We start from the raw sequence: 25646 nt of genomic DNA, 5'->3' as shown, positions 1-25646 counted from the left end.
GTCGGCGGGGGTCCGGTCGGAGACGAGTCGTTGGTGCTCCGTTCGGGCCGCCTACGCGTACGCCTCGAACTCCTCGCCGAAGACGAGGAAGTAGCCGGTGCCGACCACCCCGACGACGGTCGCGACGCCGAAGGCGACCTCCGGCGACTGCGAGTAGAGCCAGCCGCCGAGTGCCGCGCTCGGGATGACCACGACGTTCCGCAGGAGGTAGTAGGTCCCGACGACCCGACCGCCGGCATTCTCCTCGGCGGGACCGACGATGAGTGCCTTGTGCGCGGGCAGCCCTGCGAACCGCAGCCCAGAGAAGGCGAAGAGCAGCGCGAGGACGAGTGCGTTCGGCGGCGCGGAGACGAGCAGGGCGGGGAAGACCGCGTAGACGGCGAAGCCGAGTGCGACGACGGGCTTGAGTCCCACGCGACGCGCGAGCACCGCGACGGGAGCCATCACGAGCAGCGCGACGGCCATCTCGATGGCGAGTAGGACGCCGAAGTAGGCGTCGGGGTTCAGCCCGCCAACCACCGGGAGCGTCGCGCCGACCGCCAGAAACTCGACGACGACGATGACGAAGAAGGTGTAGACCATCCCGTTGGCGAACCGGACGAGCGTGTCGGCGACCAGGAGGGGTCGCAGCGGGTCGGGCATCGCCCGCACGTCGTCGACGACGGCCGAGAATCCCGCGAAGGACTTCCCCAGCGAATCCTCGGCCGCATCGTAGAGCCAGTGTTGGAGGGCGGTGGCGACGAGACCGAAGCCAGCAGCCACGAGGAGGACGTACCGGAACCCCACCTCGAAGGTTGCCGTCGCGAGCAGGCCAGCGGCGAGCAGCGGGCCGAGCAGGAAGGCCGTCCGGCGGAAGGTCTCGGTGCTCGCGAAGCCGCTCGCGAGGCGGTCCGGCGGGACGCTCTGCTTGACGATGGCGAACGTCGCGCCGAGACCGAAGGACTTCCAGGCCTGCGAGAGCACGAGTCCGAGGAAGATACCGACGGGGAGGGTGACGGCCTCGACGGAGAGCGCGCCGAGATCGAGCGGCGGGAGCGTGAGAAAGCCGAAGGCGGGCGCGAACAGCCAGACGCCGAAGCCGAGCGTCGAGGCCAGCCCGAACAGCGTCAGCGCGACCCGAGAGCCGATGCGGTCCGAGAGCGCGCCGCCGGGGTAGGGGTAGACGGCACTGATGAGGTTGCCGAAGCTCCCGTAGAGACCGATGGCGACGCTCCCCGCGCCGAGGACGCTCATGTACCGCGGCATATACCGGCCGGTCATCTGGAAGCCGAGGCTGAAGGCGAACATGGCGACCGAGAGGACGAGCACGTCGCCCTGCAACGCGAAGAACTGCCGGAACGTGTCCAGCGGATTCACGTCCTCGTTGTCCATATCTCCGTCTCTGCGGGCACCGACAAAACGACACTGGAGCGAGGCGGTCTCCGGAGGGATGGGGAGGGCTCTCGTGCGGTACATAGCAGTGAATTGGATTTTGGTTCATAGTTTACGTGACATATTTCTTTAGATAATTTCAATTCAAACAACGTGATACAAAGAAGTGCGATGAAGCAAGAAATGGCAACCTACCTGAAGCAGAACCCACGACTGACCGGCGTCCTGTTCACGACGCTCCTCCTGTTATCGCAGGCAGGCAGTGTCGTGGCGAACAATGCAGGCAGTATCCGCGGTCCTTAGTCGAGTTCAGAGAGTTCCAGTTCGGAACTCCAACGGAGACCCGACGAGGTCCAGACGGGAGTCGTCTCCAGTTCCAGAAACTCACGGAAGTCGGAGAGACGCAAACACTTGCGTTCGCTCTTACCAGTAGCGAGGTAGTATTTCGATTGATTCGGTAGATACGGAATGACGAGTGAGCCAACTTCGTGCTGCCTCGATGGGAAGAAGTCAAATTGTACAGAGAGATAGCCGTCTTCACTACACGGCTCAACCGTTGGCACGACTAGCACACCGCTCTCCGCCTGACACAACGACATCCCGCCGTCACCCAACACGGTGTACCGGTAGCCGACGACGTGCGCCTCCTGCGCCACCGACAACGCCGACCGGAAGGTGAACCCGCAGTTCAACAGCCGGGCGATGGTCTGGCCGAAGGCCGTCGCCGAGGCGTTCGCCACATCCGAGAGCGTCACGACGCCCGCGTAGCTCCCGCGGTCCAGGAGTGCCTCGCCTTGCTCGTGTGACTGGCAGGCGTTCAGGAGAAAGGAGTCGACTGCAACGTCGCACTCCAGGGTCGTCACGTCGAGATAGCCGTCGGCGCACTGCAGTCCGCGCTCGTCGACGTGGCCGATGTAGTGGAGGAAGTTCGTCGGCGTCTCCAAGACCTGTACCAGCTGGTCTCGCGTCAGGTCGTAGTGGACTTCGACCTCGAAATCCAGCAGCTCACGGCAGCCGTAGAGGTCGGCGACGACGTCCTCGTCGCGCATCTGCGGGTCGTTGCAGACGACGGTGATCTCGATGCTCGTGCGGTCGGTCGCCTCGCGGTCGAGACGCCGACGGTAGCTCTCGGGCGTCGACTTGCTCGCGCCGAGCGGGTATCCGTCGCCGACCCACGCGTGTTCGACCGTCTCCGTCGGCTCGGGCGTGACGATGTCGACGGGGGGCCGCTCGGTTCCTCGGGACGCCTCCGAGGAGTCGTCGCTCGACGTGCCACCGCGGGCCAGCCCGTCCTCCGGCACGGCCGCCCGGAAGAAGTCGCTCACCGCCTTCGGCTCGGCGCGAAGCGAGTCGCTCGACCGCTCGCTCGGACACCGGACGAGCGAGAGGTCTTTCGCGAGGAACGGCAGCATCTCGACGTTGTCGGCCGTGGGCCAGACGTCCGTCGTGAGGTTCCACTCGGGGAGCAACGGCTCGACGTCGGCGAACGGGACGTCGAGATACGCGCCGACCTGGTCGGCCATCGGTCGGCCGTAGAGGTCGCCGAAGTCGAGCGGGAGCGTCGCCTCGACCGCCTCCCGTTCGTGGAGGTCGACCGGATAGTAGCCCTCGGTCCGGGTGAGGCAGTCGAGGAAGAAGGTCTGTCTGAGCGTCCGCGCGAGGCCGGTTTCGAGGTCGGTGTCGGCCGTCAGCTGATGTGACCAGCCGGGCCCGTCGAGCCGTGGCGTCTCGCCCGGCACCACGTCGGCACCGAGATAGTACGCCACCGGCGTCGCCGCGAAGACGGCCGCCGGGTCGCGCGGGAGGACGAGCGTCAGCTCCGTGTCGGGGCGCTCGATACCGTCGGGGACGTCGAACTCGTCGCCGACCCGGAGCAACGGCGGATGGCCCCGAAGCGTCGGAAACGACCGTTCGGGCGAGATGGTCTGCAGCGACGACCCCAGCGTCGCGACCGCCCGCATCAACGTCTCCGGCTCCATCGTCGTCGTCACCGTCCCGGCGGGCTGTTCGTGGAACGACCGCGCGCCGAGTGCGACCGCAGCAGATCTGTCGAACCTGATGTCCGTAGAGCCGGTCCCGTAGGTGACTCTGAGCGGTGCGTCGACGGCGATGTAGAGCTTCATCGGTGCGGTGTTGACTTCGAGCGTGTAGCGTCCACGGGGGAGGACCACCGGTTCTCGGTTCGACGACTGGGCGACCGTCTCCCCGTCGCCGTTGCGGACGACGACGCCCATCAGCTTCGGGAGTTGGAGCCCGGAGGTTTCGACCCCGACGGCCGCGTCGACCGGCAGTCGGAACCGCTCTCCGGCCGTCGTCTCCGGCCGGGTCTCCTCGAACGTCCCGACCTCGAACGAGGTGTGTTCGATGTCGTCGACGACGCGGAGACGGGTGGCACTCACCTGCTCGAACCGGACCGTCACGCCGACCACCTCATAATCTCACCCACGGGGTCGTACCGTACTCCGGGAGATGCCACCGCTGTTCGGGGGCGAGACCGTCGCGGTGGCGCAGTTCGATGCGTGCGTCGAACCAGTGGCCCAGCGCGTCGATGCGCGGACTGTCGTCGGCGACGGGGAGATGAAAGTGGCCCATGCCGGTCGCGTCGCGGACGAGTGCCGTCGCGACACGCAGAAACCGGGCACTCGCCTCGTCGTCCCGTCCGAGCAGGGGACACAGCGGGTCGAAGGCGACACGGAGTTCCGACGGGTCGAGGTCGCCGTCGTCGAGCGCGTCGACCGCGTCGGTGAACACCTGCAACACCTCGATGGCGGACGGGCCGGACGCGTCGGACGGCGCGCCTCGGGGGGTGTCGACGGCGGTCGAGCGGTCCGTCGCCGTCACGTCGACGACGCGGACGTCGGGGTCGGAGGCGGCGACGCCCGGTGGGAGTCTGGTCGCGACGCGGTCGGCGTCGGCACCCGAGAGAACGAGCAGTCGGCGGCGCTGTTCGGCCGGGCTGCCGAGGAGCCGTCGGGTCAGCCGTGCGGACACGTCGTCGCCCACACAGCCGGTCACCAAGAGCGCGCAGCCGCGGCGTTTCAGCCGTGAGAGCACGTCGTCGAGGGTGCGTGCTTCGTCACCACGACACACGTCTCTTGTTCGCATTGGACTTTTCGTACCCGGCAGGTGGGGTTAAATGTTTCGCGGCTGGCACGGGTCCGAAGTCGGGACGGCACGGAGACGGCGTCGGCCCGCTTCGGTGGACCGAACACCTAAAGTCGGGTGCGTCCATCTCGTTCACAATGACTACGCTCGGAACCGCGAGCGCGGCCCCCGGTGAGATCGACACCGGACGGCTCGACGTCGGCGAGAGCCGCGACGGCAGCCCCATCGGCCTGCCCGTCGCCGTAATCAACGGTGCACGGGACGGGAAGACGCTCTATATCCAGGCAGCCAGCGACGGCGACGAACTCAACGGTGTCGGTGTCGTCCGCGAAGTCGTCCCGCAGCTCGACCCGACCGAACTCGCCGGGACGGTGCTCGTCGTCGGCATCGTCAACTACCACGCGTTCCAGGTCGCCGAACACCGCAACCCCATCGACGACACGAAGATGAACCGGGCGTATCCCGGCGACAAGAACGGCACCTCCAGCGAGCGCATCGCCGCCGCCACCTTCGAGGCGGCCCGGCGAGCCGACCTCGTCCTCGACCTCCACCAGGGGTCGACGAGCCGGATGATAAACGAGGTCCGCGTCCGTTGCGGCCGTCGCCACCGGATGCACCGCGAATGTCTCCAGCTCGCGAAGGTCTTCGGCTGCGGCCACGTCATCGACCAGAAGGGACCCGACGGCCAACTCGCCCGTGTCGCCCCGAGCGAGGGCATCCCGACCATCGACCCCGAACTCGGCGGCTCTGTCGGCTGGGACGACGAGAGCATCCGTCTCGGCGTCCAGGGCGTGTTCAACGTCCTCACCTACTACGGCTTCCTCGACGGGGACGTCCAGCCGGAAGAACAGACCCGTGCGAAGAGCTTCGACCAGTACGGCTCGCCCGCCGGGGGACTCGTCGACTTCCAGAAGGAACTCGGCGAGTCGGTCTCGTCGGGTGACACGCTGTTCGAGGTGACAGACGTCTTCGGGACGCTCAAAGCCCGCGTCACCGCCGACAACGAGGGCATCTTCTGGCGGTCGCGTCGGCTCCCGCAGGTCGCAAGCGGCGAGTACGTCTGCTCGGTCGGCAAGAACGTCGACACGTACTGAGCCACCCTTTTTCCTCCGCTGTCCCAATCACTACGGAGTGAAAACCCATCTCTCGCTGCCCACCAGGCGGTCCGACGCCCTCCCGGACCACGTCGATAACGACGTCCGGACCCCAGCGGTGCTCGTCGAGCAGCTCGTCGAGGCGTTCACCGACCCGGGTGAGACCGTGTTGGACCCCTTCGCCGGCTTCGGCACGACGCTCACCGTCGCCGAGAGACTGGGTCGCGTTGCCTACGGCGTCGAGGTCGACGCCGACCGTGCGACGTTCGTCCGCGAGCGCATCGCCGACCCCGAGAACCTCGTCCACGGCGACGTCTTCGACCTCGACGCCGCCTTCCCACCCGCCGACTGCTGTCTCACCTCGCCGCCGTACATCGGGTGGGCCGAGGGTGTCGATCCCTTCCGCAACTACGACCCCGACAGCGAGACGACGTACGAGGACTACCTCAACGACATCGTTCGGGCGTTCGAGCACGTCGCCGGATGGATGGCTGCCGACGCGACGCTCGTGGTCGACATCGCGAATCTGAAGACCGAGGACGGGGTGGTCACCCTCGCGTGGGACGTCGGGAAGTGCCTCGCCGAGACGGACGCGTTCGACTTTCGTGGCGAGATCGTCGTCACGTGGGACGGCAGGGAAAGTGACGGACGTGGGGGCGACGACAGCAACGGAGCCTACGGCTACGGCTACGACCACAGCTACTGTCTCGTCTACGATGTCGAAGGAGGTGCACGGTGAGGAACGCGTCCCGCTACGACAGTACAAGCATCTCGGTCGCTCCCGGCTGGAACTCGTAGTCGACCGGCCGGAACTCGGTCTCGATATCCTGCTCGCGTAACCGGCCGACCACCCTGTCGACGAATACCGACCGTTCGCGGTCCAGCGACGCCAGCGGGAACAGCCGCACCTCGCCGCGCGTGACGCGGAGCAGTTCGTCGACGGCCGCGTGGTGGAACTCGCTGGAGAGGCGGTCGTCGTAGAGAAAGAGGAGATTCGCGGAGAGCGTCAGGTCGAACGAATCGTCGGGGAAGGGCAGGTCGGGAAGTGCGGCCTCGACGTAGCGGTTCGGGTGACGCTCGTAGTCGGTCAGGAAACGCTCGTAGGCCGCCCGGAGATACCGCCCACGCGTCTCCACGTCGCCGTAGAAGTCCCAGACGAACAGGTCGCGCTTCTCGTGGAGCTGTGTCACTGTCTCGGTGACCGCCTGGTCGCAGACCGGGCCGAGGTCGCTTGCCGGTGGGCCGTACGCAGGATCGACGGCGGTCACGTCGGCACCGACGGCCGAGGCGACGGCGGTGAACGCACCCGGGCCGCCCGGACAGTCGAGGACTCGCGTGTCGACGAGTTCGGTCGCGTCGAGACCGAACATCGCACGATACTCCTCGAACGTCCGGCCGATGAGCCGAAACTCCTCGTCGACCGTGAACGTCGTCTCGTCGGGCACCGTTGCGGACCAAGTGTCCCGTTGACTGATAAACGTGTCCGCCACGTCGGCGAACAGTCGCCGGGGCGAGAGACGGAACCGTCACCTACTGGTCGCCTCTCCACGTCTCTCCGGCCATGCCGACCTCTCTTCACTGCCCCGCCTGCGACGCGACCTACGCCGACCGTTGGCGGTGCGAGTGCGGCCAGCCGCTCGACTTCGCCGAGACGCCCCTCCCCGAGGGACCGGCACCCGACGCAGGGGCGTTCGACACGCGCCGCGGCCTCTGGTCGTTCGACGAGTTCCTGCCCGTGAGCCGGGAGGTGACGCTCGGCGAGGGGACCACGCCGCTCGTCGACGCCCCGGAATGGAACGCCGAGTTCAAACTGGAGTACGTCTTCCCGACGGGGAGTTTCAAGGACCGCGGCGCGACGACGACGCTGTCGCGGGCGGCCGCGTTGGGTGTCGAGAAGGTCGTCGATGACTCCTCGGGTAACGCGGGTGCGGCCATCGCGACCTACGCCGCCCGCGCCGGCATCGACGCCGACATCTACGTTCCGGCGTCGGTCAAGGCCTCGAAGCTCCGCGCCATCGAGCGGGCGGGGGCGACGCCGGTCCGTGTCGAAGGGAGTCGCGAGGCCGTCACCGACGCCTGTCTGGAGGCAGTCGCGTCGGGCGAAGGCTGGTACGCCAGCCACGCGTGGAACCCCGCGTTCTTCGCCGGAACAGCCACGGTCGCCTACGAGATCGCCCTCCAGCGCGACTGGGACGTGCCGGACGCCGTCGTCCTCCCCCTGGGTCACGGGACGCTCTTTCTCGGCGCGTACCGGGGCTTCCGCGCGCTGCTCGAAGCGGGCTGGACCGACCGAATGCCGCGGCTACTCGGCGCGCAGGCCGCGGGCTACGCGCCCATCGCCGACGAGATTCACGGCGAAAGCGAGGGCGTCAACGACGTCGCCGACGGGATACAGATCCGCGACCCCGTCCGCCGCGGGGAGATTCTGGGAGCCATCGCCGAGACCGACGGCGACGCCATCGCGCTCGGCGAGGCGGCCGTCGAAACGGAACTGGAACGGCTGCACGCTGCGGGATTCTACACCGAGCCGACGTGTGCGACCGCCCCGGCCGCGCTCCGCGCCTATCGCGAGCGGGGCGTCCTCGAAGCGGACGCGGACGTGGTCGTGCCGCTGACGGGCAGCGGGCTGAAGAACTAGGTCGCGCTCACCGGAGCGACTCGACGGCAACGAACGAGCCGACGCTCGCGGCGATCCACTGCCCGCGGAGTTCCTCGCCGAGGTCACGCGGATAGAGCGTACACTGGTCGCCGTCGTCTGTCGAATCGATGGCGTAGTCCATCTCGAAGACGGGCCACGAATCGAGGTCGGTGGCTGGGGTGGGCAAGTCGGTCGACGGCTCGGGGTCGGGGTCGGGACGGGTCATTGGTGGCTCCTGGCGACGCGGTCGGGACGGCCGCGCCGTCGCTCGGAGAGACGTCAAGCGGGGCCTTGGGTATGGGGACGGTAAACGGACGAACGCCCTGTCGGTCGCCGCGGTATGGCGACGTTTCTCAGCGGAATCGGCGTTAGGATGGTCGTAACGACGAGAGAACCGGCTCCGTTCGAGTGATTCGTCACGCCCGGCAGCGGCTCACCGCTCGGGATGTGTCGGTGCGTCGAAGCCGCCGCGGACGAGCGGCTTCGCGACGTGTCGCCGCGCACACGGTGGGACCTCGTACCAGCCGGGTTCGAGGTCGCGGTCGACCGACACCTCGACCTTGCCCGGCCGACTCGTCTTGCAGTCGCGACACCGGTAACCCTGGTTCCGCCCCGCGCTCTCCATCGACCGACCGCACTCGGGACAGGTCGGCGTCGCCAGTGCGACGCGGTTCAACTCGCGGACGGCGAACTTCTCCAGTTTGAGCGTTCGCTCGCTCACCTCGCCGCAGAGGGTGAGACGGTCGCCGGGGCGGAGTGCCCGCACTCGGTCGCGGAAGCGTTTCGTCGGCTCGAAGGCGACGCAGGTGAGGTCGGCGTCGCTGCTGTCGCTGCCGTCGCTCCGCTCGCTTACGCCGACAGGTGACTCGTCGGCTCCGCCGTCGCCGACAGCGTCCGCGAGGGAAACGTCGAGGAAGACGTGGCCACCTTCCCGCGTCTCGGGGGCGGACACGACCGTTCCCGAGAGTCGGTAGGCCGCGCCGTCGGCGAGGTCGGCGGGCCGAGTCGCCGCCACGTCCTGCAGATGGGCGTCGGTGCCCTGGTTCGTCCGGAACAGGCTCGTGCGGTCGACGCGCTCGCCGTCGATGGCGGCGGCGACCGCAGCGACGCTCTCGGGGTCGTCGCCGCGGATGCCGTAGAGGATTGGACCGGGCGCGTGCGGGACGCAGACCGCCTGCCCTTCAACGTGGTCGACGGTATCCCAGACCGCGGGATAGCCCGCGTCGGCGGCGGCGAAGACCGAGTCGTAGTCGACGTCGCGGGGCGTCCCACAGCGGTCGAACGCGCGGTAGGAGACGTGTTCGTAGGTCCAGTCGTCGAAGGCGGCGTCGGCTCCGATGGCCGCGAGCGCGCCGATGCGGCCGCGACCGACCCCCCAGCCCGCGTGGCGGTAGCCTGCCTCATCGGCGAGGGCGACGGCGTCGGCGATGCTGTGGTGGGCACGGAGCGCGTCGCGGGCGAAGTCGGCGACGCGGTCGGGGACGTCAGCTGGGTCGCCGGGGCCGACGACGAGACCGGGGCTGGTTCGGGGGTCGTCGGTGACCGCGAGGTCGGTCAGTCGGTCGCGTGCGAGAGAGAACGCCTCGTCGACGGCGAGGTCGGTGTGGAGGGCGAGCGCGGCGTTCCCGCGGGTCTTGTGTTCGACGGCGGGGTTGAGCCGGACGAGCAGCCGGTCGGAGACGGTGCCACCCGCGGCCTCGACGGCCTCGGCGACGAGCGTCGCGAGATAGGTCGTACACATCCCCTGCTCGCGGGAGTCGGTGTCGTCGAGGCCGATGACGGTCATCGCGGAGGCCTACTCTACGGTGCGTAAAGCCGCTTTCGCGTTCGGAGAGACTATATAATTCTGTCGCCGAAATGCGGAGAAAATCGGGAGACGTGGCGTGGGTGTGGGGCACAACGGTTATATGTCGGGAATCGCCTATTACCCCCTATGTCTCGGGCAGCACTGGTCGACAATCTCAGTGCGATGTTGCACGACGCGGGGTTCGCCGTGAGCGACCGCTGTGCGATTCGGCCGAAGAGTTTCGACCTCGCCGCCCGCAGAGACGACGACCTCATCCTCGTCAAGATTCTGGGGAACATCGACGCGTTCGACGGTGCGACCGGCGCGGAGATGCGCCGACTCGGCACCTACCTGGACGCGACGCCGATGGTTATCGGTCTGCGGACCCGCGACGAGGATCTCAAGCCCGGCGTGGTCTACTTCCGTCACGGTGTTCCCGTTCTGAACCCCGACACCGCGATGGACATGTTCGTCGAAGAGGTCCCGCCGCTCATCTACGCCGCACCCGGCGGTCTCTACGTCAACATCGACGGCAGCATCATCGCCGACGAGCGCGAGGAGCGCGGCTGGAGTCTCGGTCGACTCGCCACCGAACTCGGCGTCTCGCGGCGGACCGTCTCGAAGTACGAAGACGGCATGAACGCGAGCGTCGAAGTCGCCATCCAGCTCGAAGAGCTGTTCGGGCGGCCCTTCAGTAGCCCCGTCAACGTGATGGAGGGTGCGGAGGAGGTTCGGGACGCCGAGCCGACGCCCGCGGACCCACAGGTCGACCCCGACGACGAGCACGTCCTGTCGGTACTGACTCGCGCGGGCTTCACCGTCCATCCGACGGCACGCGCGCCGTTCAAGGCCGTCAGTGAGGACAGCAACCGCGAGGGCAACGTGCTCACCGGCCACTCGGCGTTCACCCGCAGTGCCGAGAAGCGCGCCCGCATCATGTCCTCGCTCGGCGAGGTCACGCGGACGCGGTCGGTCTACTTCACCGAGGAGCAGTCCAAACGTGAATCGGTCGAGGGGACCGCCATCGTCAGCTGTGAGGAACTCGCGGGTATCGACGACCCTGACGTCATTCGCGACCTGATCCGCGAGCGGGCGAGCGACCCCGTCGAAGGGTAGGCCAGCCGACACACCCAAAGAGTTTGGCGGCGTGGTTATCCTGGTTGCCAGCCTAGTGAGCCTGTGCAGTATTTTACCGACGCGTCGGCCGGACTTCGTGAGGCGTTCGAGCGTGAAGTCCTCTCGTGGCCGGACGTCTCCGTCCAGACGACGTTCGGCTGTCCGTCCTACCGCGTCGCAGACGCGCGTTTCGCCGTCTTGAGCGACCAGGGCGTCTCACTCACGTGCCTGCCGGACGACGAACGGCGGTCGTTGGCGGCGACCCACCAGCTCCGCCCGTTCGTCGCCGACGGCCGAGCGGTCGCCTCGTGGACGACGGTGTCGGTGACGCCGGAGACGGTCGACTCGCTGCTCCCGGCGGTCAGACAGGGGTACGAGGCGGCGCGAAGCGTCTAAACGTCCGAAAAACGAAGTCCGCAGTTAGCTGGCCGAGCCGTAGGTCTCTTCGAGATACTCGACGATATCGTCGCTCTCGGCCATCCCCTCGATCCCGTGTTCCTCGTCGACGAGGACGGGGACGCCCGTCTGGCCGCTGACCTTCTCGACTTCGGTCCGCTCGGAGTGCGAACGCGGTACCATGTGGGATTCGTATTCGAGACCCAGCTCTGCGAGTTTGTTCTTGACCTTCGCGCAGTACGGACAGCCTTCCAGTTCGTAGAGTTCGAGGGTTGCCATCACTCTCCCGTTGGGAGTCGTGACTTAAGAACGCGGTGGTGGTGTGTGCCTGCCACGCCACACGACCGTCGCGCGTTTCATCGCGCGAACCGCGTCAGGCGTGGGAGTGTTGTGCCTGCCACGCCACGCGCGAAGCCGAGGTGGAAACGAATGCCAGCGATGGCAAAGAAACAGCGACCGCGTCGTCTCAGACCGCGCTGGAGAGGACGCCGCTCGTCCGGACGAAGAAGTAGACGACGAAGGCACCGGCGAGGACGAGGTGGCCCGGGCGGACGTCGTCGAACTCGCCAGCGGCGATCTTCACGAGCGGGTAGGAGATGATACCCGCGGCGATACCGTAGGCGATGGAGTAGGTGAACGGCATGACGAGGATGGTCATCCCGGCCGGGACGGTGTGGGTGATGTCGTTCCAGTCGATGTCGACGACGTTGCTGAGCATGACGACGCCGATGACGACCAGCGCGATGTGCGACGCGTAGAGCGGAATCGCCGCCGCGAGCGGGACGAGCGCGAGCGAGGCGAGGAAGAGCACGGCGACGACGAGCGCCGTCAGGCCCGTCCGGCCGCCCTCTTCGACACCCGTCGCCGACTCGATGTAGGTCGTGACCGTCGAGGTGCCGAGCATTCCGCCGACCGTGGTGCCGACGGCGTCGGCCATCAGCGGCTTGTCGACGTCCGGCAGGTTGCCGTCCTCGTCGAGGAAGTTACCGGCCTGGCCGACACCGACGAGCGTGCCCGCGGTGTCGAAGAAGTCGACGAAGAAGAACGTGAAGACGACGAGCGCGAAGGCGAAGCCCTCGATGTTGCCGAGCCCGGAGAGGAACGCGCCCGCGAGCGGCGAGATGTCGTAGGTCGCGCCCGGCCCACCGGCGACGAGACCGGCGTCGGGGGAGACGAGACCGAACTGCGTGACGGCCCAGCCGATGACCGTCGTGAGCGCGATGCCGAGGATGATCGAGCCTTTGACACCGCGGGCGTAGAGCGCGAAGGTGAGGAAGAGACCGAAGACCGAGAGGATGGCGACGGGGTTCGAGGCGACCTGGCCCATCGTGACGAGCGTCGCACCGTCGTCGACGACGATGCCCATCGCCTGCAGCCCGATGATCGTCAAGAACAGGCCGATACCGGTCCCGACGGCGAACTTGACGGGTTTCGGGAACAGCTTGATGATATACTCACGCGCCCCGACGGCGGTGAGCGCGATGAAGATGATTCCCTCCACGACGACGGCGGCGAGTGCCGTCTGCCACGGGATGCCGAGCGCGCCGACGACGGTGAACGCGAAGAAGGCGTTCAGGCCGAGACCGGGTGCTTGCGCGAACGGCCGGTTGGCGTAGAATGCCATGATGGTCGTCGCCACCGCGGCGGCGAGGATGGTGACGACGGCGAGCATCGACCGGACCTGTGCCGGTGAGTAGCCGTCGATGATGATCCCCGGTTTCGCGTCCGGAATGCCCGCCAGGATAGACGGGTTGACGACGACGATGTAACTCATCGTCAGGAACGTGGTGATACCTGCGAGTACCTCGGTCCGCACGGTCGTGTTGTGCGCGTCGAGGTCGAAATACTCTGTAAGGCCCATGATGGGCATACCTGTGATTATCGACTTAAGAATTGCCATCTCCAGTACGCACATATACACATATGTGGATAATTACTCCGAGATAACGCGCTCTACAAACTAATTGCTACACGAGCGTGTGTATAATCGTCGACAATCGGGAGAAAGAAACGGGTCATGGACGCTGGCGCGCCGGTCGACGACGCCGGACCGAGTTACTCGAACGTCGTCAGCGCGCCGACCGGCGCGTCGGTGATCTCCTTGGCGCGACCCGTGCCTTCGTCGCCGACAGCGATGAGCGCGAAGACGCCAGCGACCTCGGTGTCGGCCTGCAAGGCGATGTCGAGCAGGAGTTCCTGGGTCTCGCCCGACCGGATGAGGTCGTCGACGACGAGGACGCGCTGGCCCGACGAAAGCGCGCTCGCGGGGAGATAGTAGGTCAACTCGATGCCGGAGGCCAGCCGCTGGCGGGACTCGATGAACTCCTCGACGGCGGTCTCCTTGGACTTCTTGGCGTAGGCGAGGCGGGCGTCGAAGTAGCTCGCCATCGCCGCGCCGAGCGTGATGCCGTCGGTCGCGGCCGTCAGCACCACGTCGGGCCGTTCGAAGCCGAAGGCGTTGGCTGCGATAGGCGCGACGAGGTCGAGGAAGGACTGGTCGAAGACGACGCCGGAGTTGTCGACGTAGCCCTCGTCGTCGAACTCGACACGGGCTTCGAGCTCCGTCGAGAGCGCGTCGCGGCCGATCCCCTCCACGACCTCGCGGGCGCGGTCGGTACCGGGGAGGACGTGGCCGTTGACGTAGCGGTTGAGGTCGCCCGCAGGCAGGCCCGTCACCTCCGAGAGCTCGTCGTAGGTCCGGGTCTCTTTGAGCATCCGCAAGACGGCGACCGCCTGCAACTGGAGGGCGGCCTTCTCTGCTCTGTTCATACCGTGGACATCGCGTTTGCACAAGTATGAACACTTCGATATCCAGAGGTCGAAGAGATACGCACAGTTGTGTGACACCGGAAGGCACGGTTCGGGGGCCGAAACGAACGGCTCGGACCGTCGGCAGAGCCGAGAGTCAGCCCTCTGAAGTGGCGAAAACAGGGACGGAGAGAGGCTACTGGTCCGCGAGCAGGTCCGAGGCCGTGAGCAGCGAGTCGAGTTCCAGGTCGTGGTCGGCGAGATGCTCGGCGGCACCCTCCTGGCGGTCGACGACGACGATGACGCGGTTGACCTCCGCACCCGCCTCGCGCAGGGCTTCGGCGGCGTCGACGGCACTCTGGCCGGTCGTCGCGATGTCTTCGAGGATGACGACCTCCTCACCCTCGTCGAGTCGGCCTTCGATGCGTTTGGCCGTGCCGTACTCCTTTGCCTTCTTCCGGGCGATGACGTAGGGATTGCCCGTCTCGACCGACGTGACGGCCACGATCGGGACCGCACCGAGGGCGACGCCCGCGAGTTTGGTGTCGCCGACGCGCTCGGCGAAGGCCTCCGCGATGAGTTCGAGACAGTGGGGGTCGGTCTCGAAGAGATACTTGTCGACGTAGTATTCGCTCGTACCGCCGTGGGACAGTTCGAACTCGCCGAACTGGACGGCGTCGGCGTCGCGCAGTGCCCGAATGAGTTCCTGGTTCGCCATTACTGGTGGTGGGACGGGCGAGGGTGATAAACGGGGCGATTGGCGATTCGCGGCCGCCGTCGACGTGCGACTTCAAGCCGCTCTCGCGTCGCCGTGGGACCCGGACGACGGCCGGAGTCACCCGGAGTGCTGTCCGTACTGCATCCCGAGCCAGAACGCCGCGACGGGGACGAGGACGGCCGCAAACAGGGTGACGACCCGACTATAGACCACGACGGTCTGTGCGACCGTCCCGAACATCGGTAGCCACGTGGCCGACCCGGCGGTCACGCGCTCGAATATCGGCCGCAGTGCCGCTCGTAGGAGGAAGCCGACGGCGACGAGTCCGACGACTCCGAGAGGATACCGGAGAGGGCGGTAGTGAGTATCGGAGGACACGTCCGGGCGGTTCCGACCGAGGAGTGATAAGCCTTCTAGCGGGACACCGAACCGAAGTCACACGCCAGCGAGACGCCGTCGCCACGGAGAACGGTGTGGACCCGTAGAAATGGACTGCGAGGACGGCTCTACCAGGGTTCGTCCTTCAATCCGAGCACGTACGCGATGACGTTCGTCACGACGTGCAACACGGGCGTCATCACGACGACGACCACGAGCACGGGCAGTTTGAACGCCGCGCGGAACCACGCCGGGGCGAGCGCGGCCGTCAGGCCGAGCGAGCCGGCGACGAAGTCCAGTTGGTCGAGACCGGGGAACGCCGCCCCGCGCTCGCGGCCGCTGCGACGTTTGAGGAACGAGGCACCGATGTCGCCGAGCATCGCGCCGAACGACAGGGCGAACGCGGACTTGAGCGAGAACGCGGGGAGCGACACGCCGAGTCGTTTCTCCAGCGGGCCGCGGAGCAGGTCGAGGACGAGTGCTAGGAGGACGCCAGCGAGCGTCCCCACGGCGGTCCCGCGCCAGGTCTTGCCGTCGCCGAGGAGCCGTCGGCCGTTCCACGTACGGCCGCCGTCGATGGGTTCGCCGCCGCCAGCGAGCACCGCGACGTTGTTCGGGACGTAGGCCGGGAGCATCGTCCAGAACGCCTTGAGGACGAGTGAGCGCAACATACGCGAGACGTGTCGGGCGGAGGTTATAAGCCTCGGCGTTTCGGCCGACGGCGACGCCGGACGACGAACGGGAACGGATTTAAATAAACGACCGCAAGGATTGCCACATGATTCCCCCAATCGCCAGCCGATTCGTCGCGGGCGAGACGCCAGCCTCGGCGTTCGAGCACGTCCGCGAGACGAACGAGTCGGGCGTGAAGGTCATCCTCAACCTGCTCGGCGAGCACTACGACAACCGCGCCGAGGCCGACGGCGACACGGCGGCCTACGTCGATCTCGTCCGCGACATCGGGAGCACGGACCTCGACGCCTGCATCTCGGTCAAGCCCTCCCAGATCGGTCTCGACGCTGGCGACCGCGTGTTCGAGGAGAACTTCCGCGCCATCGTCGAGGCGGGCGACCGCCACGGGGTCTTCGTCTGGTGTGACATGGAGGACTACACGACCACGGACGTGACGCTCGACGCCTTCGAGGAGTTGGCTCGGGAGTTCGAGGGCGGCGTCGGTCTCTGCGTGCAGGCGAACCTCAAACGGACGAAGGCGGACCTCGAACGACTCGCCGACGTCCCGGGGAAGATACGGCTGGTCAAGGGCGCGTACGACGAGCCGAAGGAGGTCGCCTACAAGCAGAAGTCGAAGGTCAACGAGGCCTACCGCGAGTATCTGGAGTTCATGTTCGCGAACTTCGAGGGCGGCATCGCGGTCGGCAGCCACGACCCGAAGATGATCGAATACGCTACCGACCTCCACGAGGAGTACGGGACGGACTTCGAGGTTCAGATGCTGATGGGCGTCCGCGAGGACGCCCAACGGGAGTTAGTCGAACAGGGCTACGAAGTGTGGCAGTACGCCCCCTACGGCGGCAAGTGGTTCTCGTACTTCTACCGTCGCGTCCGCGAACGCAAGGAGAACGCGCTGTTCGCGCTCCGCGCGGTCGTCGGCGTCTAACGCGGGCGGCCGACACGTCGCCGAGGCAGTCTGTTTTATTCGAGAGACAGTACGCCCTCACAAACGGTCCCGAGTTAGAAGCGCTGATAAGGACGGCCTCTAGATACCCGACAACGAATGTCTACGTGGAAACGCGACGTCGCGAGCGGTCTCGTGGTTCTCGTCCCCCTCATCGTCCTCGCGGCCGTCGTCAGTTGGCTCTACCAGCGGATACTGGACCTCCCCGGCATGGACTTCGGCGTTCCGCCTGCGATTCCCGCGGGATACGCCAACCCGTTTCGGGTCCTCGTCGTCCTCGTCGTCTTCGCGATGCTGACGCTGGGCGTGGGCTACCTGATGCGGACGACCATCGGCCGCCTCGGAGAGGGTGTCATCGACGGCGTCATCAACCGCGTCCCGGTCGTCCGCGTCGTCTACAACGCCTCGAAACTCGCCGTCGAGACGGCACTCAGCGGCACCGAAGACCTCCAGAAGCCCGTCCGGCTCGAAGTCTGGAACGGCATCCGGATGACCGCGTTCAAGACGGGGAAGAAGACCTCGGACGGCCGTGAGGTCCTCTTCATGCCCACTGCCCCCAACATCACGACCGGCTTCGTGATGGAGGTCGAACCCCACCGCATCGAGGAGACCAACGAGAAGGTCGAGGAAGCACTCACCCGCATCCTCTCGGCCGGATTCGCCGAGACCGACGAGGGCGTCAGCATCGACGTCACCGAGGAGACGGGCATCGAAGACCTCGGCCGGATGAACTGACCAACCTGACCGCGCGACCGTCTACCGACTGTTTTCACGTCGCCGCCGACCGGTGAGCGGGGCGTTCGCAACGCTCGCCGAGTCGAGAAGGTGGGAAGTCAAGAAAGTCGAAGAATCGAAACTCGAAAATCGCAATTCGAGGATTTCAGCCGCTCAGACGTACGTGAACCACTCGTCGTGGTCGTCCGTCCGGCGCTCGACGAGGTCGAAGAACGCCTGCTGGAGTTCCTCGGTCACGGGACCGCGTTCGCCGATTTCGACGTTGTCGACCTGCCGGATGGGCGTGACCTCCGCCGCGCTGCCGGTGAAGAACAGCTCGTCGGCGGTGTTGAGTTCGCCGCGGCTGATGGAGACGTTGTCGTGGACCTCGTAGCCGCGCTCTTCGGCCAGTTCGATGACCGTGTTGCGCGTGATGCCGTCGAGGATGCTTTCGCTCAATCCGGGCGTGAAGATCTCGCCGTCGCGGACGAGGAAGATGTTCTCGCCGGGACCTTCGGCGACGTTGCCCTCCTTGTTGAGGACGATGGCCTCGCGGTAGCCGTTGCGGCGGGCTTCCTCGCCTGCGAGCATGGAGTTCACGTAGAGACCGGTCGTCTTGGCGTTGGTCGGAATCTGGCTGGAGGAGTGCTTGCGCCACGAGGAGACCATGACCTTGATGCCGTTCTCCAGGGCGTCCTCGCCGAGGTAGGTGCCCCAGGGCCAGGCGGCGATGGCGACCTGCGTCGGGCAGTCGCCGGGACTCACGCCGAGCGTGTCGTAGCCGTAGAAGGCGATGGGGCGGATGTAACAGGATTCGAGATCCTGTCGGCGGATGAGTTCCATCGTCGCCTCGGTGAGTTCCTCGCGGGAGAAGGGAATCTCCATCTCGTAGGGCTGCGTGGAGTCGTAGAGCCGTTCGAGGTGTTCTTCCCAGCGGAAGACGGCGGGGCCGTTCTCGGTGTCGTAACAGCGGACACCCTCGAAGACGCCGGTCCCGTAGTGGAGGCCGTGCGTGAGGACGTGAATCTGCGCGTCGTCCCAGTCCACGAACTCACCGTCCATCCAGATGGTGTCGACGTCCATGTCGTCAAATCCCATGTTCGGGCCATTGGCGGGCACTGCTATAAATTCATGAGGAATCGCGCGGCGAGGGTCGCCTTTTTGAGACGACAGGAGAAGACTGGACGTATGTCTCAAACAGCCACCGTCGCCGTCACCGGCGGCAACGGCCAGGTCGGCCGCGGCGTCATCCGCGAGCTGAACGCACACGGCTACCGCACGGTCAACGTCTCACGCGGCCGCCGCAGCGAAGCCGTCGCCGACGCCTACCAACAGGCGGACCTCCTCGACGCGGGCGAGGTCTACGGCGCGCTCGCAGCCTGTGCCGCCGACGCCGTCGTCCATCTCGGGATGCGGCCCCGCCCTGACGACGCGCCGGGCCACGTCACCTTCGAGAGCAACGTCATGACCACCTACCACGTCCTCGAAGCCTGCGAGAATCTCGATATCGACAGCGTCGCCATCGCCTCCAGCATGAGCGCGCTCGGTGCGGGCTTCGACCCCGACCAGGTGCGCCTCGACTATCTCCCCGTCGACGAGACCCACCCCGTCGACCCGCGGGACCCCTACGCCCTCGGGAAGCGCGTGCTGGAAGTCACCGCCGACGGCGTGGGCAGGAGAAACGACGGGCCGACGACGGTGGCGACGGTCCGGTTCCCGATGGCGATGGACGACGAGCAGATCGAAGAGGTCCTCGTCGACGGCGACCGCTCGCTGGACGCGATTCGAGAGGCACCGTTCCACCACTCGGCGCACAACACGCTGTTCGCGTACGTCCATCTCGACGACCTCGCGCGGCTCTTTCGGCTGTGTGTCGAGGCCGACTTCGACGGCCACGAGACGGTCTGGGCGGCGGCGGCGGACACGACCGTGGACCTCCCGACGAACGAGTTGGTCGCCGAAGAGTATCCCGAGGCCGACGTTCGAGTGGAACCGGAGGGGTTCGACGAGTACGGGAGTCTGGTCGACACGACGAAAGCGGGAGAACTGCTCGGCTGGACGCCCGAAAAGAGCTGGCGCGACTAACGCAGCCGCTCGACGAGCTGGTCGCCGTCGACGTAGACGAAGCCGTGGCGGGTGGCGTAGTCGCGGGCGGCGGCCTTCGGCAGCGCGTGGCCGGTCTCGTCGTCGAGCATCTCGCAGACGACGACGGCAGGCGGGAGTCCGGCTTCGGCCGCCAGCGCGAGGCCGAGTTCCGTGTGGCCCTGTCGGTCCGCGAGCAGGCCGGGGGCCGCCCGGAGGACGTTGACGTGGCCGGGTGCGCGGAAGTCGGCGGCGAACTCCTCGGGACCGTAGTCGCCCGCGAGGGCGGCCTCCGCCGCAGAGGCGAGTTCGGTGATGGTCAGCGCGCGGTCCGCGTCGGGGATGCCGGTGAAGGTGTCGCGGTGGTTAACAGGTAACGAAAACGACGAGCGGTCGTCGTATCCCAACTCATGGCTGCCCGCGCTGGGGTGGTCGATGGTGTCGTCGAGGAACGGCAGATCCATCGCGACCGCGGCGTCGTGCGAGAGCGCGGCGCAGACGAGACCGCCCGCGTCGTTGCGGAGGCGGGCGACGGCGTCGGCCGTCACGGCACCTGCGGGGTAGACGATGTCCGTCTCGCCCTCGCGGTCGTCGAAGTCGTGGACGAGGACGGGCTGGCCGTCGCGGAACGCCCGGATTGCACGGTCGACGGCGTCGTCGGCGACGGCGTCGTCGGCGAGGTCGCCAGCACGGCCGCTCATTGTGAGACCTCCACGACGCGGACGGAGACGGTGTCGCCATCGTCGAGACCGAGCGCGTCGCGCAGGCGGTCCGGGGCGATGATCTCTAGTTGGGTCTCGTCGTGGTGGGTCCGTTCGGGGACGATGATGTGGGCCGTGTCGTAGGACTCACCGTCGTACTCGACGGTCGCCTCGTAGCAGGAGGCGGGACCGAAGGTGCGCTCCTCGTCCTCCCAGCCGTCGATGGGGACGGCGTCGAGCGAGGACATCCCGGCACGGGCGCGGACGCTCTCCTCGGTCAGATCGACGTTGAGCGTGCCCGCGAACGGTTCGTAGCCGAGACGCTCTTCGAACTGCGCCATGTAGCCCGGCAGCGAGATGTAGTGGCGACCCTCGCCCATGCCGCCGGTGACGGTCCCGGTCAGGGTGACGGAGGCCTCCTCCTCGAAGACCCGCCGGTAGTCGGCGTACTCCTTGCGGAGGGCGGCCTCGCCAGCGTCGGTGATGTCGACCCACTGGCCGTCGCTGACGATGTCGCGCTCGACGTAGCCCGCCTCGTCCAGCCGCTGGAGGCGACGTGAAGCGGTCTGACTGGAGGCGTCGAGGCGGTCTGCGAGGCTCGAACACGAGACTTTGACGGGTCCGGCGAGCCCACCGTCGAGGGCGACGAGTTTCAGTGCAGCGAGTTCGTCGTGGCCGACGGCGGTCGCTGCGACCGTTTCTACCATACTCTAAACGTAGGAGCCATCGCTGATAAGCATACCGGAAGTGAGATGCGTAGCAGAAGTGAGATGGCGTGTCGGCGGAGTACCGACGCCGAGCGGGCGGAGGGTGCGACGCTTCCGTCACACCAGTGGATATCCACTCTATGGACGGTTCGCATCTAAGTCCGTCGGTTGCGGCGGTTCAGCGCGCCTCGTCGCTTCCGGGCCGGTCGGCGCGCTCGACCGCGTCGCCGACGGACTTCGGAAGACGGGCCATCACGCGCTCGAGACGGTCCTCGGGGAGCCAGACCCACAGATAGTGGCCGTCGCGACGCTCGATGACTTTGGATCCCTCGACGTCGGTGACGAGAACCTCGACGACCGGCGTCGCGTAGAGATCCGCGACGGCCGCGACGGCCTCGACCGTCGCCGGTATCTCGCCCACGAGTTCGGTGTCGGTGTGTTCGACGCCGGAGCGTGCGGCCAGGACGGCGAGCGCGTCGCTGGCGGACGGCCGACTGACGTCGAGTCCCCAGAAGTCGAGCGTCCCGAGTTCCCGCGGCGTCACGGCGGCGACGGCCTTCGTCACTCGGGCGGCTGCCTCGTCGTAGTCGCCGTCGAAGGCCTCCTCGTGGAAGCCGTAGCGGACCTCGTTGGGCGGTTCGGGTGCGGGTTCGGGCGGGTTCTCGACGACGTCGGTGAACAGGTCGGTCACGAACGACGCGACGTCGTCGTGACCGGCGTCGCGGGCGGCGGTGTCGAGGACGTCGCGAATCTCGGCGAAGTCGACGGCATCGGAAGTTCGGTCGGCCGCTGGAGGACTGTCGTCTGCAGGCATCCTCGACGGCTACGACCGGGCCACGCAAAGCCGTTCGGCTCGCTCGTCACGGCGTGACACAAGACCTCTGAGCTTAGAAACCCATTTACCCGACGCTCGTAAACGACACTCCATGTTCAGAGCGTTCCGTAACGAGGTCGAGGCGGCCCTCGCCGACGCACTCGCGGCGATGGACCTGCCGACCGACGACCTCGGCGTGGAGGAGCCACCCGAAGACGTATCCGCGACACTCGCCTCCAGCGTGGCGTTCCGCCTCGCGAGCGAGGTCGGCGCGCCGCCGCCGAAGATCGCCGTCGACATCGCCGACCACATCGAGCTCGACGGCTACGACTACATCGACCACGTCGACACCGGCGGCCCGTACGTCAACTTCCACACGACTGAGAGATACCTCGCCGATACCCTCGACGCTGCGGGCGACGAGGCGTACGGCCGTCTGGAGGATCAAGGAGAGTCCGTCGTCGTCGAACACACCAGCGCGAACCCGACAGGCCCGGTCCACGTCGGCCGCGCTCGCAACCCCATCCTCGGCGACGCCATCGCCAACGTCATCGACTTCGCCGGCTACGACGTCGAACGCCACTACTACGTCAACGACGCCGGCCGCCAGATGGCCGTCTTCACCTGGGCCTACGAGACCTTCGACGAGGACGACCTCGACGAGGAGCCCGAACGCGACCGCATCGAGTACGACCTCGTGCGCTACTACCGCAAGGGCAACCAGGTCCTCGAAGAGGGCGACCCCGCCGAAGTCGAGGCCGCCGAGGAAGAGATTTCGGAGATCCTCCAGGGTATCGAGGAGGGCGACGAGGAGACCTACGCCCGCGTCGAGGAGGTCGTCGACCAGGTCCTCTCGGGGATGAAGGAGTGTCTCGGCCGCCTGCCCGCCGAGTTCGACGAGTTCGTCAAGGAGACGCGGTTCATGTTCGACGGCTCGACGAAGGAGATCGCAAGCCGCCTGAAAGACACCGAGTACGCCGTCCTCGAAGAAGAGGCGTGGCAGCTCGACCTCGAAGACTGGGACATCGAGAAGAAGCTCGTCTTCCTGCGCTCGGACGGGACCTCGCTGTACACGACCCGCGACCTCGCGCACCACGAGTGGAAGTTCGACAACTTCGACCGCGCCGTCACGGTGCTCGGCGAGGACCACAAACTGCAGGCCGACCAGCTCAACGCCACCCTGGAGATTCTCGGTAACGACACCGACAAGCTCCAGAACGCCATCTACTCCTACGTCAACCTCCCCGAGGGGAAGATGTCGACCCGCGCCGGCACCGGTGTCGACCTCGACGACCTGCTCGACGAGGCCGTCTCCCGCGCCCGCGACGAGGTGGAGTCGCGGCTCGACTCCCGCATCCGCGACGACGAGTTGGACGAAGCGGACATCGAACGTATCGCCCACCAGGTCGGCATCGGTGCGGTTCGCTACGACATCGTCTCCAAGCAGCCGACGAAGGCCATCACCTTCGAGTGGGACCGCGCGCTCGACTTCGAGGCGCAGTCCGCACCCTACGTCCAGTACGTCCACGCGCGCTGTTGTGGTATCCTCGACGAGGCCAAGGACGCAGGAATTGAACCGACCGACGTCGACCCCGCGGTCCTCTCCACGGAGGCCGAAGAGCATCTCCTCCGGACCATCGCCCGGTTCCCGGCCGTTATCGAAACCGCCGCCGAGGACCTCGAACCCCACACGGTCGCGACCTACACCCGCGAGTTCGCAGAGGCCTTCAACGGCTTCTACCGCGAGTGTTCGGTGCTCAACGCCGACGACGAGGCGACGAAGCGCGCTCGCCTCGCGCTCGTCGACGCCTCCCGCCACACCGTCGCCAACGCGCTGGGCGTGCTCGGCGTGGAGGCACCGGACTCGATGTAGAGGTGAGAAGCGGCTCTAGAAGTGCTCTTTTTCGAAGAAACGAGTAAAACGGTGGTTACGCGATGAGCGTCCCGCCGACGGCGAAGACAGCGGCAGCACCCAGTCCGAGCGCGAGCAGCAAGAACAGTGCGACCCACCAGAACGAGACGGATTCGTTGTCAGCCATATCGGCACTCCGAGGACGAGGCTAAAAGAACTTCCCGTTTTCAGCCCAGGAGTCGGCCGAGGAAGCCCGAACTCCCCCCGTCGTCATCGTCGTCGCCGGAGTCACCGTCGGTCTCGCCGTCGGCGTCCGACGTGCCGCTCGCCTCGGCCTCCTCGACGAGCGAGGTCTCGTAGACGCCGCCGTCGTCCGCCGATTCAGACGTTTCCGCAGCCTCCGCCGCGTCACCACTCTCGGCGTCGGGGACGAGCACGTCGTCCTCGTCGGTCTCGTCAGTCTCGGTAGTATCGTCGGCGTCGACGGCTTCGGTCTCCGTGTCGGCCTCGTCGGAGTCGTCGGCGTCGACGGCTCCGGTCTCCGCCTCGGCCTCGTCGGAGTCGTCCGGCTCCTCGGCGTCGGACGCCGCATCCGCAACGTCGTCTTCGACGTCTTCGGTGTCTTCGCTGTCCGAACCGACGGTCTCTGTCTCGGGGTCGGTCTCGTCGTCTGTCTCACCCGTGTCTTCGATTTCGTCGACTGCTTCGGCTTCTTCAGCTTCTTCGGGGTCGTCTGCGTCGTCCGCGACGACCGCGTCGGGGTCTTCCTCTTCTTCTTCCGTTGCCTCGTCTTCGTCCGCGACGACCTCGGTCTCTGCCTCCGAGTCGTCGTCTGCGTCGGACTCGTCCTCGCTCTCGCTCGCTTCGTCGCCTTCGCCTGCTTCGTCGTTCTCGACAGTCGCCGTGTCTTCGTCGTCTTCGTCCGTCTCGACGTCGGGTTCGTCGATGGTCTCACCCGTCAGTTCGCGGGCGAGACCACGGTAGGCGGCGGCGACGTCGCTCGTCGGGTCGGACAGCGAAACCGGGTCACCGGCTGTCGCAGTCGCGACGAGCGGACTGGACGGAACGGTCGCGAGCAGTGGGACGTCGAGTGCCGAGGCGAAGTCCTCGTCGGCGAGCTGGTCGAGGTCGACGCAGGTGACCACCGCGCCCGCGACGGAGCTGCCGAGGCGTTCGGCCACCTCTCGGGTCTTCGCCGTGTCGCCGACGGCGTTCGGGTCGGGCGTGGTGACGAGCAGGACGTCGTCGGCAAGACCCAGCGGGAGGACACTGTCGTGGCTCAGTCCCGCGCCCGTGTCGAGCAAGACGTAGTCGTAGTCGATGAACTCGCCGAGGACGTCCCGGAGGTTCGCCGGGTCGGCGTCGGGGAACGCCGCCAGATCCGTGTCGCCGGGGACGACCGCGAGTCCCGCCGGTCCCTCGTAGGTCGCCGCCTCGACGTCGGCTCGCCCGGCGAGGACGTCGTGGAGCGTCGCATCGTCGGCGTCGATCCCGAGGGCGTCCCCGAGATTGGCCATCCCGAGGTCCGCGTCGATGGCGACGACGCGTGCGCCTGCCGCCGCGAGTGTTGTCCCGAGCGTTGCCGTCGTCGTCGTCTTGCCGACGCCACCTTTCGCGCTGGCGACCGCGATTACCCGAGCCATGGTTGAGTTATGTGTGAGTCCCGCGTTACGTATATAAAGGTAGTTTCATCCGAAATGACAGGTTCGGCGACTGTCCGGTGAAGCGAACAGGAGGCGAGGGTGAGCCGTGATGACAGCCGGGACGGACAGTCAAAGGTTACTTAGCCA

General features: G+C 66.8%; 27 protein-coding genes. 10 read left to right on the top strand and 17 right to left on the bottom strand.

Annotated features, from left to right (window positions below):
- Positions 1-51: 51 nt before the first annotated feature.
- Positions 52-1371, bottom strand: a complete 1320-nt coding sequence (locus tag BLR57_RS02135; RefSeq protein WP_089693680.1) for an MFS transporter — start codon at positions 1369-1371, stop codon at positions 52-54.
- A 183-nt stretch (positions 1372-1554) separates the two neighbouring features.
- On the opposite strand from BLR57_RS02135, the gene BLR57_RS20015 reads away from it, so the two are divergent.
- On the top strand, positions 1555-1674 hold the full coding sequence (locus BLR57_RS20015; protein ID WP_449271665.1) for a DUF7503 family protein: 120 nt from the start codon (positions 1555-1557) through the stop codon (positions 1672-1674).
- Here the strand turns inward: BLR57_RS20015 and BLR57_RS02130 are convergent.
- Together BLR57_RS02130 and BLR57_RS02125 are read right to left on the bottom strand one after the other, a co-directional pair.
- Positions 1671-3791, bottom strand: a complete 2121-nt coding sequence (locus tag BLR57_RS02130; RefSeq protein WP_139173264.1) for a caspase family protein — start codon at positions 3789-3791, stop codon at positions 1671-1673. The two genes, BLR57_RS20015 and BLR57_RS02130, sit on opposite strands and share 4 nt — an antisense overlap.
- A gap of 10 nt (positions 3792-3801) precedes the next feature.
- Positions 3802-4476: a DUF7504 family protein gene (locus tag BLR57_RS02125; RefSeq protein WP_089693676.1), complete on the bottom strand. Its 675-nt coding sequence runs from the start codon at positions 4474-4476 to the stop codon at positions 3802-3804.
- A gap of 137 nt (positions 4477-4613) precedes the next feature.
- Here BLR57_RS02125 and BLR57_RS02120 point away from each other — a divergent pair, with 137 nt between their 5' ends.
- Complete coding sequence (locus BLR57_RS02120) at positions 4614-5570, top strand: succinylglutamate desuccinylase/aspartoacylase family protein (RefSeq protein ID WP_089693674.1); 957 nt, start codon at positions 4614-4616, stop codon at positions 5568-5570.
- A gap of 37 nt (positions 5571-5607) precedes the next feature.
- Entirely contained in the window at positions 5608-6309 is a 702-nt protein-coding gene (locus BLR57_RS02115; RefSeq protein ID WP_170830536.1) for a DNA methyltransferase, read from the top strand.
- Between the two features lie 13 nt (positions 6310-6322).
- On the opposite strand, the gene BLR57_RS02110 is transcribed toward BLR57_RS02115, so the two are convergent.
- Positions 6323-7015: a class I SAM-dependent methyltransferase gene (locus BLR57_RS02110; RefSeq protein WP_089693672.1), complete on the bottom strand. Its 693-nt coding sequence runs from the start codon at positions 7013-7015 to the stop codon at positions 6323-6325.
- A gap of 116 nt (positions 7016-7131) precedes the next feature.
- Here BLR57_RS02110 and BLR57_RS02105 point away from each other — a divergent pair, with 116 nt between their 5' ends.
- Entirely contained in the window at positions 7132-8208 is a 1077-nt protein-coding gene (locus BLR57_RS02105) for a pyridoxal-phosphate dependent enzyme (RefSeq protein WP_089693670.1), read from the top strand.
- A 7-nt stretch (positions 8209-8215) separates the two neighbouring features.
- Here the strand turns inward: BLR57_RS02105 and BLR57_RS02100 are convergent, their stop codons facing one another.
- Together BLR57_RS02100 and BLR57_RS02095 are read right to left on the bottom strand one after the other, a co-directional pair.
- Positions 8216-8434 carry a DUF7511 domain-containing protein gene (locus tag BLR57_RS02100; protein ID WP_089693668.1) on the bottom strand — a complete coding sequence of 73 codons (219 nt, stop codon included), beginning with the start codon at positions 8432-8434 and terminating at the stop codon, positions 8216-8218.
- Between the two features lie 207 nt (positions 8435-8641).
- On the bottom strand, positions 8642-9994 hold the full coding sequence (locus BLR57_RS02095; protein WP_089693666.1) for a tRNA(Ile)(2)-agmatinylcytidine synthase: 1353 nt from the start codon (positions 9992-9994) through the stop codon (positions 8642-8644).
- A gap of 147 nt (positions 9995-10141) precedes the next feature.
- Between BLR57_RS02095 and BLR57_RS02090 the strand changes: the two genes are divergently transcribed.
- Both BLR57_RS02090 and BLR57_RS02085 read left to right on the top strand, forming a co-directional pair.
- A complete protein-coding gene (locus BLR57_RS02090) occupies positions 10142-11110 on the top strand; it encodes a transcriptional regulator (protein WP_089693664.1) in 969 nt (322 codons plus the stop codon).
- 63 nt (positions 11111-11173) lie between these two features.
- A complete protein-coding gene (locus BLR57_RS02085; protein WP_089693662.1) occupies positions 11174-11506 on the top strand; it encodes a hypothetical protein in 333 nt (110 codons plus the stop codon).
- Between the two features lie 24 nt (positions 11507-11530).
- On the opposite strand, the gene BLR57_RS02080 is transcribed toward BLR57_RS02085, so the two are convergent.
- The 6 genes from BLR57_RS02080 to BLR57_RS02055 form a co-directional block, all read right to left on the bottom strand.
- The gene (locus tag BLR57_RS02080; RefSeq protein ID WP_089693659.1) at positions 11531-11785 is read right to left on the bottom strand and encodes a glutathione S-transferase N-terminal domain-containing protein; all 255 of its coding nucleotides are present in this window, start codon (positions 11783-11785) and stop codon (positions 11531-11533) included.
- Positions 11786-11972: 187 nt separating this feature from the next.
- A complete protein-coding gene (locus tag BLR57_RS02075; protein WP_089693657.1) occupies positions 11973-13367 on the bottom strand; it encodes an NCS2 family permease in 1395 nt (464 codons plus the stop codon).
- A 194-nt stretch (positions 13368-13561) separates the two neighbouring features.
- The gene (locus BLR57_RS02070; protein WP_089693654.1) at positions 13562-14275 is read right to left on the bottom strand and encodes a phosphoribosyltransferase family protein; all 714 of its coding nucleotides are present in this window, start codon (positions 14273-14275) and stop codon (positions 13562-13564) included.
- A gap of 175 nt (positions 14276-14450) precedes the next feature.
- Complete coding sequence (gene pyrE, locus BLR57_RS02065; RefSeq protein ID WP_089693652.1) at positions 14451-14972, bottom strand: orotate phosphoribosyltransferase; 522 nt, start codon at positions 14970-14972, stop codon at positions 14451-14453.
- Positions 14973-15089: 117 nt separating this feature from the next.
- Positions 15090-15350 carry a hypothetical protein gene (locus BLR57_RS02060; RefSeq protein ID WP_089693650.1) on the bottom strand — a complete coding sequence of 87 codons (261 nt, stop codon included), beginning with the start codon at positions 15348-15350 and terminating at the stop codon, positions 15090-15092.
- A 128-nt stretch (positions 15351-15478) separates the two neighbouring features.
- A complete protein-coding gene (locus BLR57_RS02055) occupies positions 15479-16021 on the bottom strand; it encodes a CDP-2,3-bis-(O-geranylgeranyl)-sn-glycerol synthase (RefSeq protein ID WP_089693648.1) in 543 nt (180 codons plus the stop codon).
- 107 nt (positions 16022-16128) lie between these two features.
- On the opposite strand from BLR57_RS02055, the gene BLR57_RS02050 reads away from it, so the two are divergent.
- The gene (locus BLR57_RS02050) at positions 16129-16968 is read left to right on the top strand and encodes a proline dehydrogenase family protein (protein ID WP_089693646.1); all 840 of its coding nucleotides are present in this window, start codon (positions 16129-16131) and stop codon (positions 16966-16968) included.
- Between the two features lie 117 nt (positions 16969-17085).
- Complete coding sequence (locus tag BLR57_RS02045; RefSeq protein WP_089693644.1) at positions 17086-17721, top strand: DUF502 domain-containing protein; 636 nt, start codon at positions 17086-17088, stop codon at positions 17719-17721.
- A gap of 153 nt (positions 17722-17874) precedes the next feature.
- On the opposite strand, the gene BLR57_RS02040 is transcribed toward BLR57_RS02045, so the two are convergent.
- A complete protein-coding gene (locus tag BLR57_RS02040) occupies positions 17875-18798 on the bottom strand; it encodes a branched-chain amino acid transaminase (protein ID WP_089693641.1) in 924 nt (307 codons plus the stop codon).
- 90 nt (positions 18799-18888) lie between these two features.
- Here BLR57_RS02040 and BLR57_RS02035 point away from each other — a divergent pair, with 90 nt between their 5' ends.
- Positions 18889-19785, top strand: coding sequence for an NAD-dependent epimerase/dehydratase family protein (locus tag BLR57_RS02035; protein WP_089693639.1), 897 nt, complete (start codon positions 18889-18891; stop codon positions 19783-19785).
- Here the strand turns inward: BLR57_RS02035 and ribB are convergent.
- The 3 genes from ribB to BLR57_RS02020 all read right to left on the bottom strand — a co-directional run bounded on the left by ribB (position 19782) and on the right by BLR57_RS02020 (position 22004).
- On the bottom strand, positions 19782-20483 hold the full coding sequence (ribB, locus tag BLR57_RS02030; protein ID WP_089693637.1) for a 3,4-dihydroxy-2-butanone-4-phosphate synthase: 702 nt from the start codon (positions 20481-20483) through the stop codon (positions 19782-19784). The two genes, BLR57_RS02035 and ribB, sit on opposite strands and share 4 nt — an antisense overlap.
- Positions 20480-21190 carry a DUF120 domain-containing protein gene (locus BLR57_RS02025; RefSeq protein WP_089693635.1) on the bottom strand — a complete coding sequence of 237 codons (711 nt, stop codon included), beginning with the start codon at positions 21188-21190 and terminating at the stop codon, positions 20480-20482. The genes ribB and BLR57_RS02025 overlap by 4 nt, the downstream gene beginning before the upstream one ends.
- Positions 21191-21368: 178 nt before the next feature.
- Positions 21369-22004 (bottom strand): hypothetical protein, encoded by a 636-nt coding sequence (locus BLR57_RS02020; protein WP_089693633.1) that lies wholly within the window; start codon positions 22002-22004, stop codon positions 21369-21371.
- 112 nt (positions 22005-22116) lie between these two features.
- Between BLR57_RS02020 and argS the strand changes: the two genes are divergently transcribed.
- On the top strand, positions 22117-23877 hold the full coding sequence (gene argS / locus BLR57_RS02015; RefSeq protein ID WP_089693631.1) for an arginine--tRNA ligase: 1761 nt from the start codon (positions 22117-22119) through the stop codon (positions 23875-23877).
- Between the two features lie 206 nt (positions 23878-24083).
- Here argS and minD read toward each other — a convergent pair whose 3' ends face one another.
- On the bottom strand, positions 24084-25499 hold the full coding sequence (gene minD, locus BLR57_RS02010; RefSeq protein WP_089693629.1) for a cell division ATPase MinD: 1416 nt from the start codon (positions 25497-25499) through the stop codon (positions 24084-24086).
- Positions 25500-25646 lie beyond the last annotated feature (147 nt).

The sequence above is a fragment of the Halogranum gelatinilyticum genome (assembly GCF_900103715.1).
Lineage (GTDB): Archaea > Halobacteriota > Halobacteria > Halobacteriales > Haloferacaceae > Halogranum > Halogranum gelatinilyticum.
Note: the sequence above shows the minus strand (reverse complement) of the source record. Positions and strands in the feature narration are given on the sequence as shown.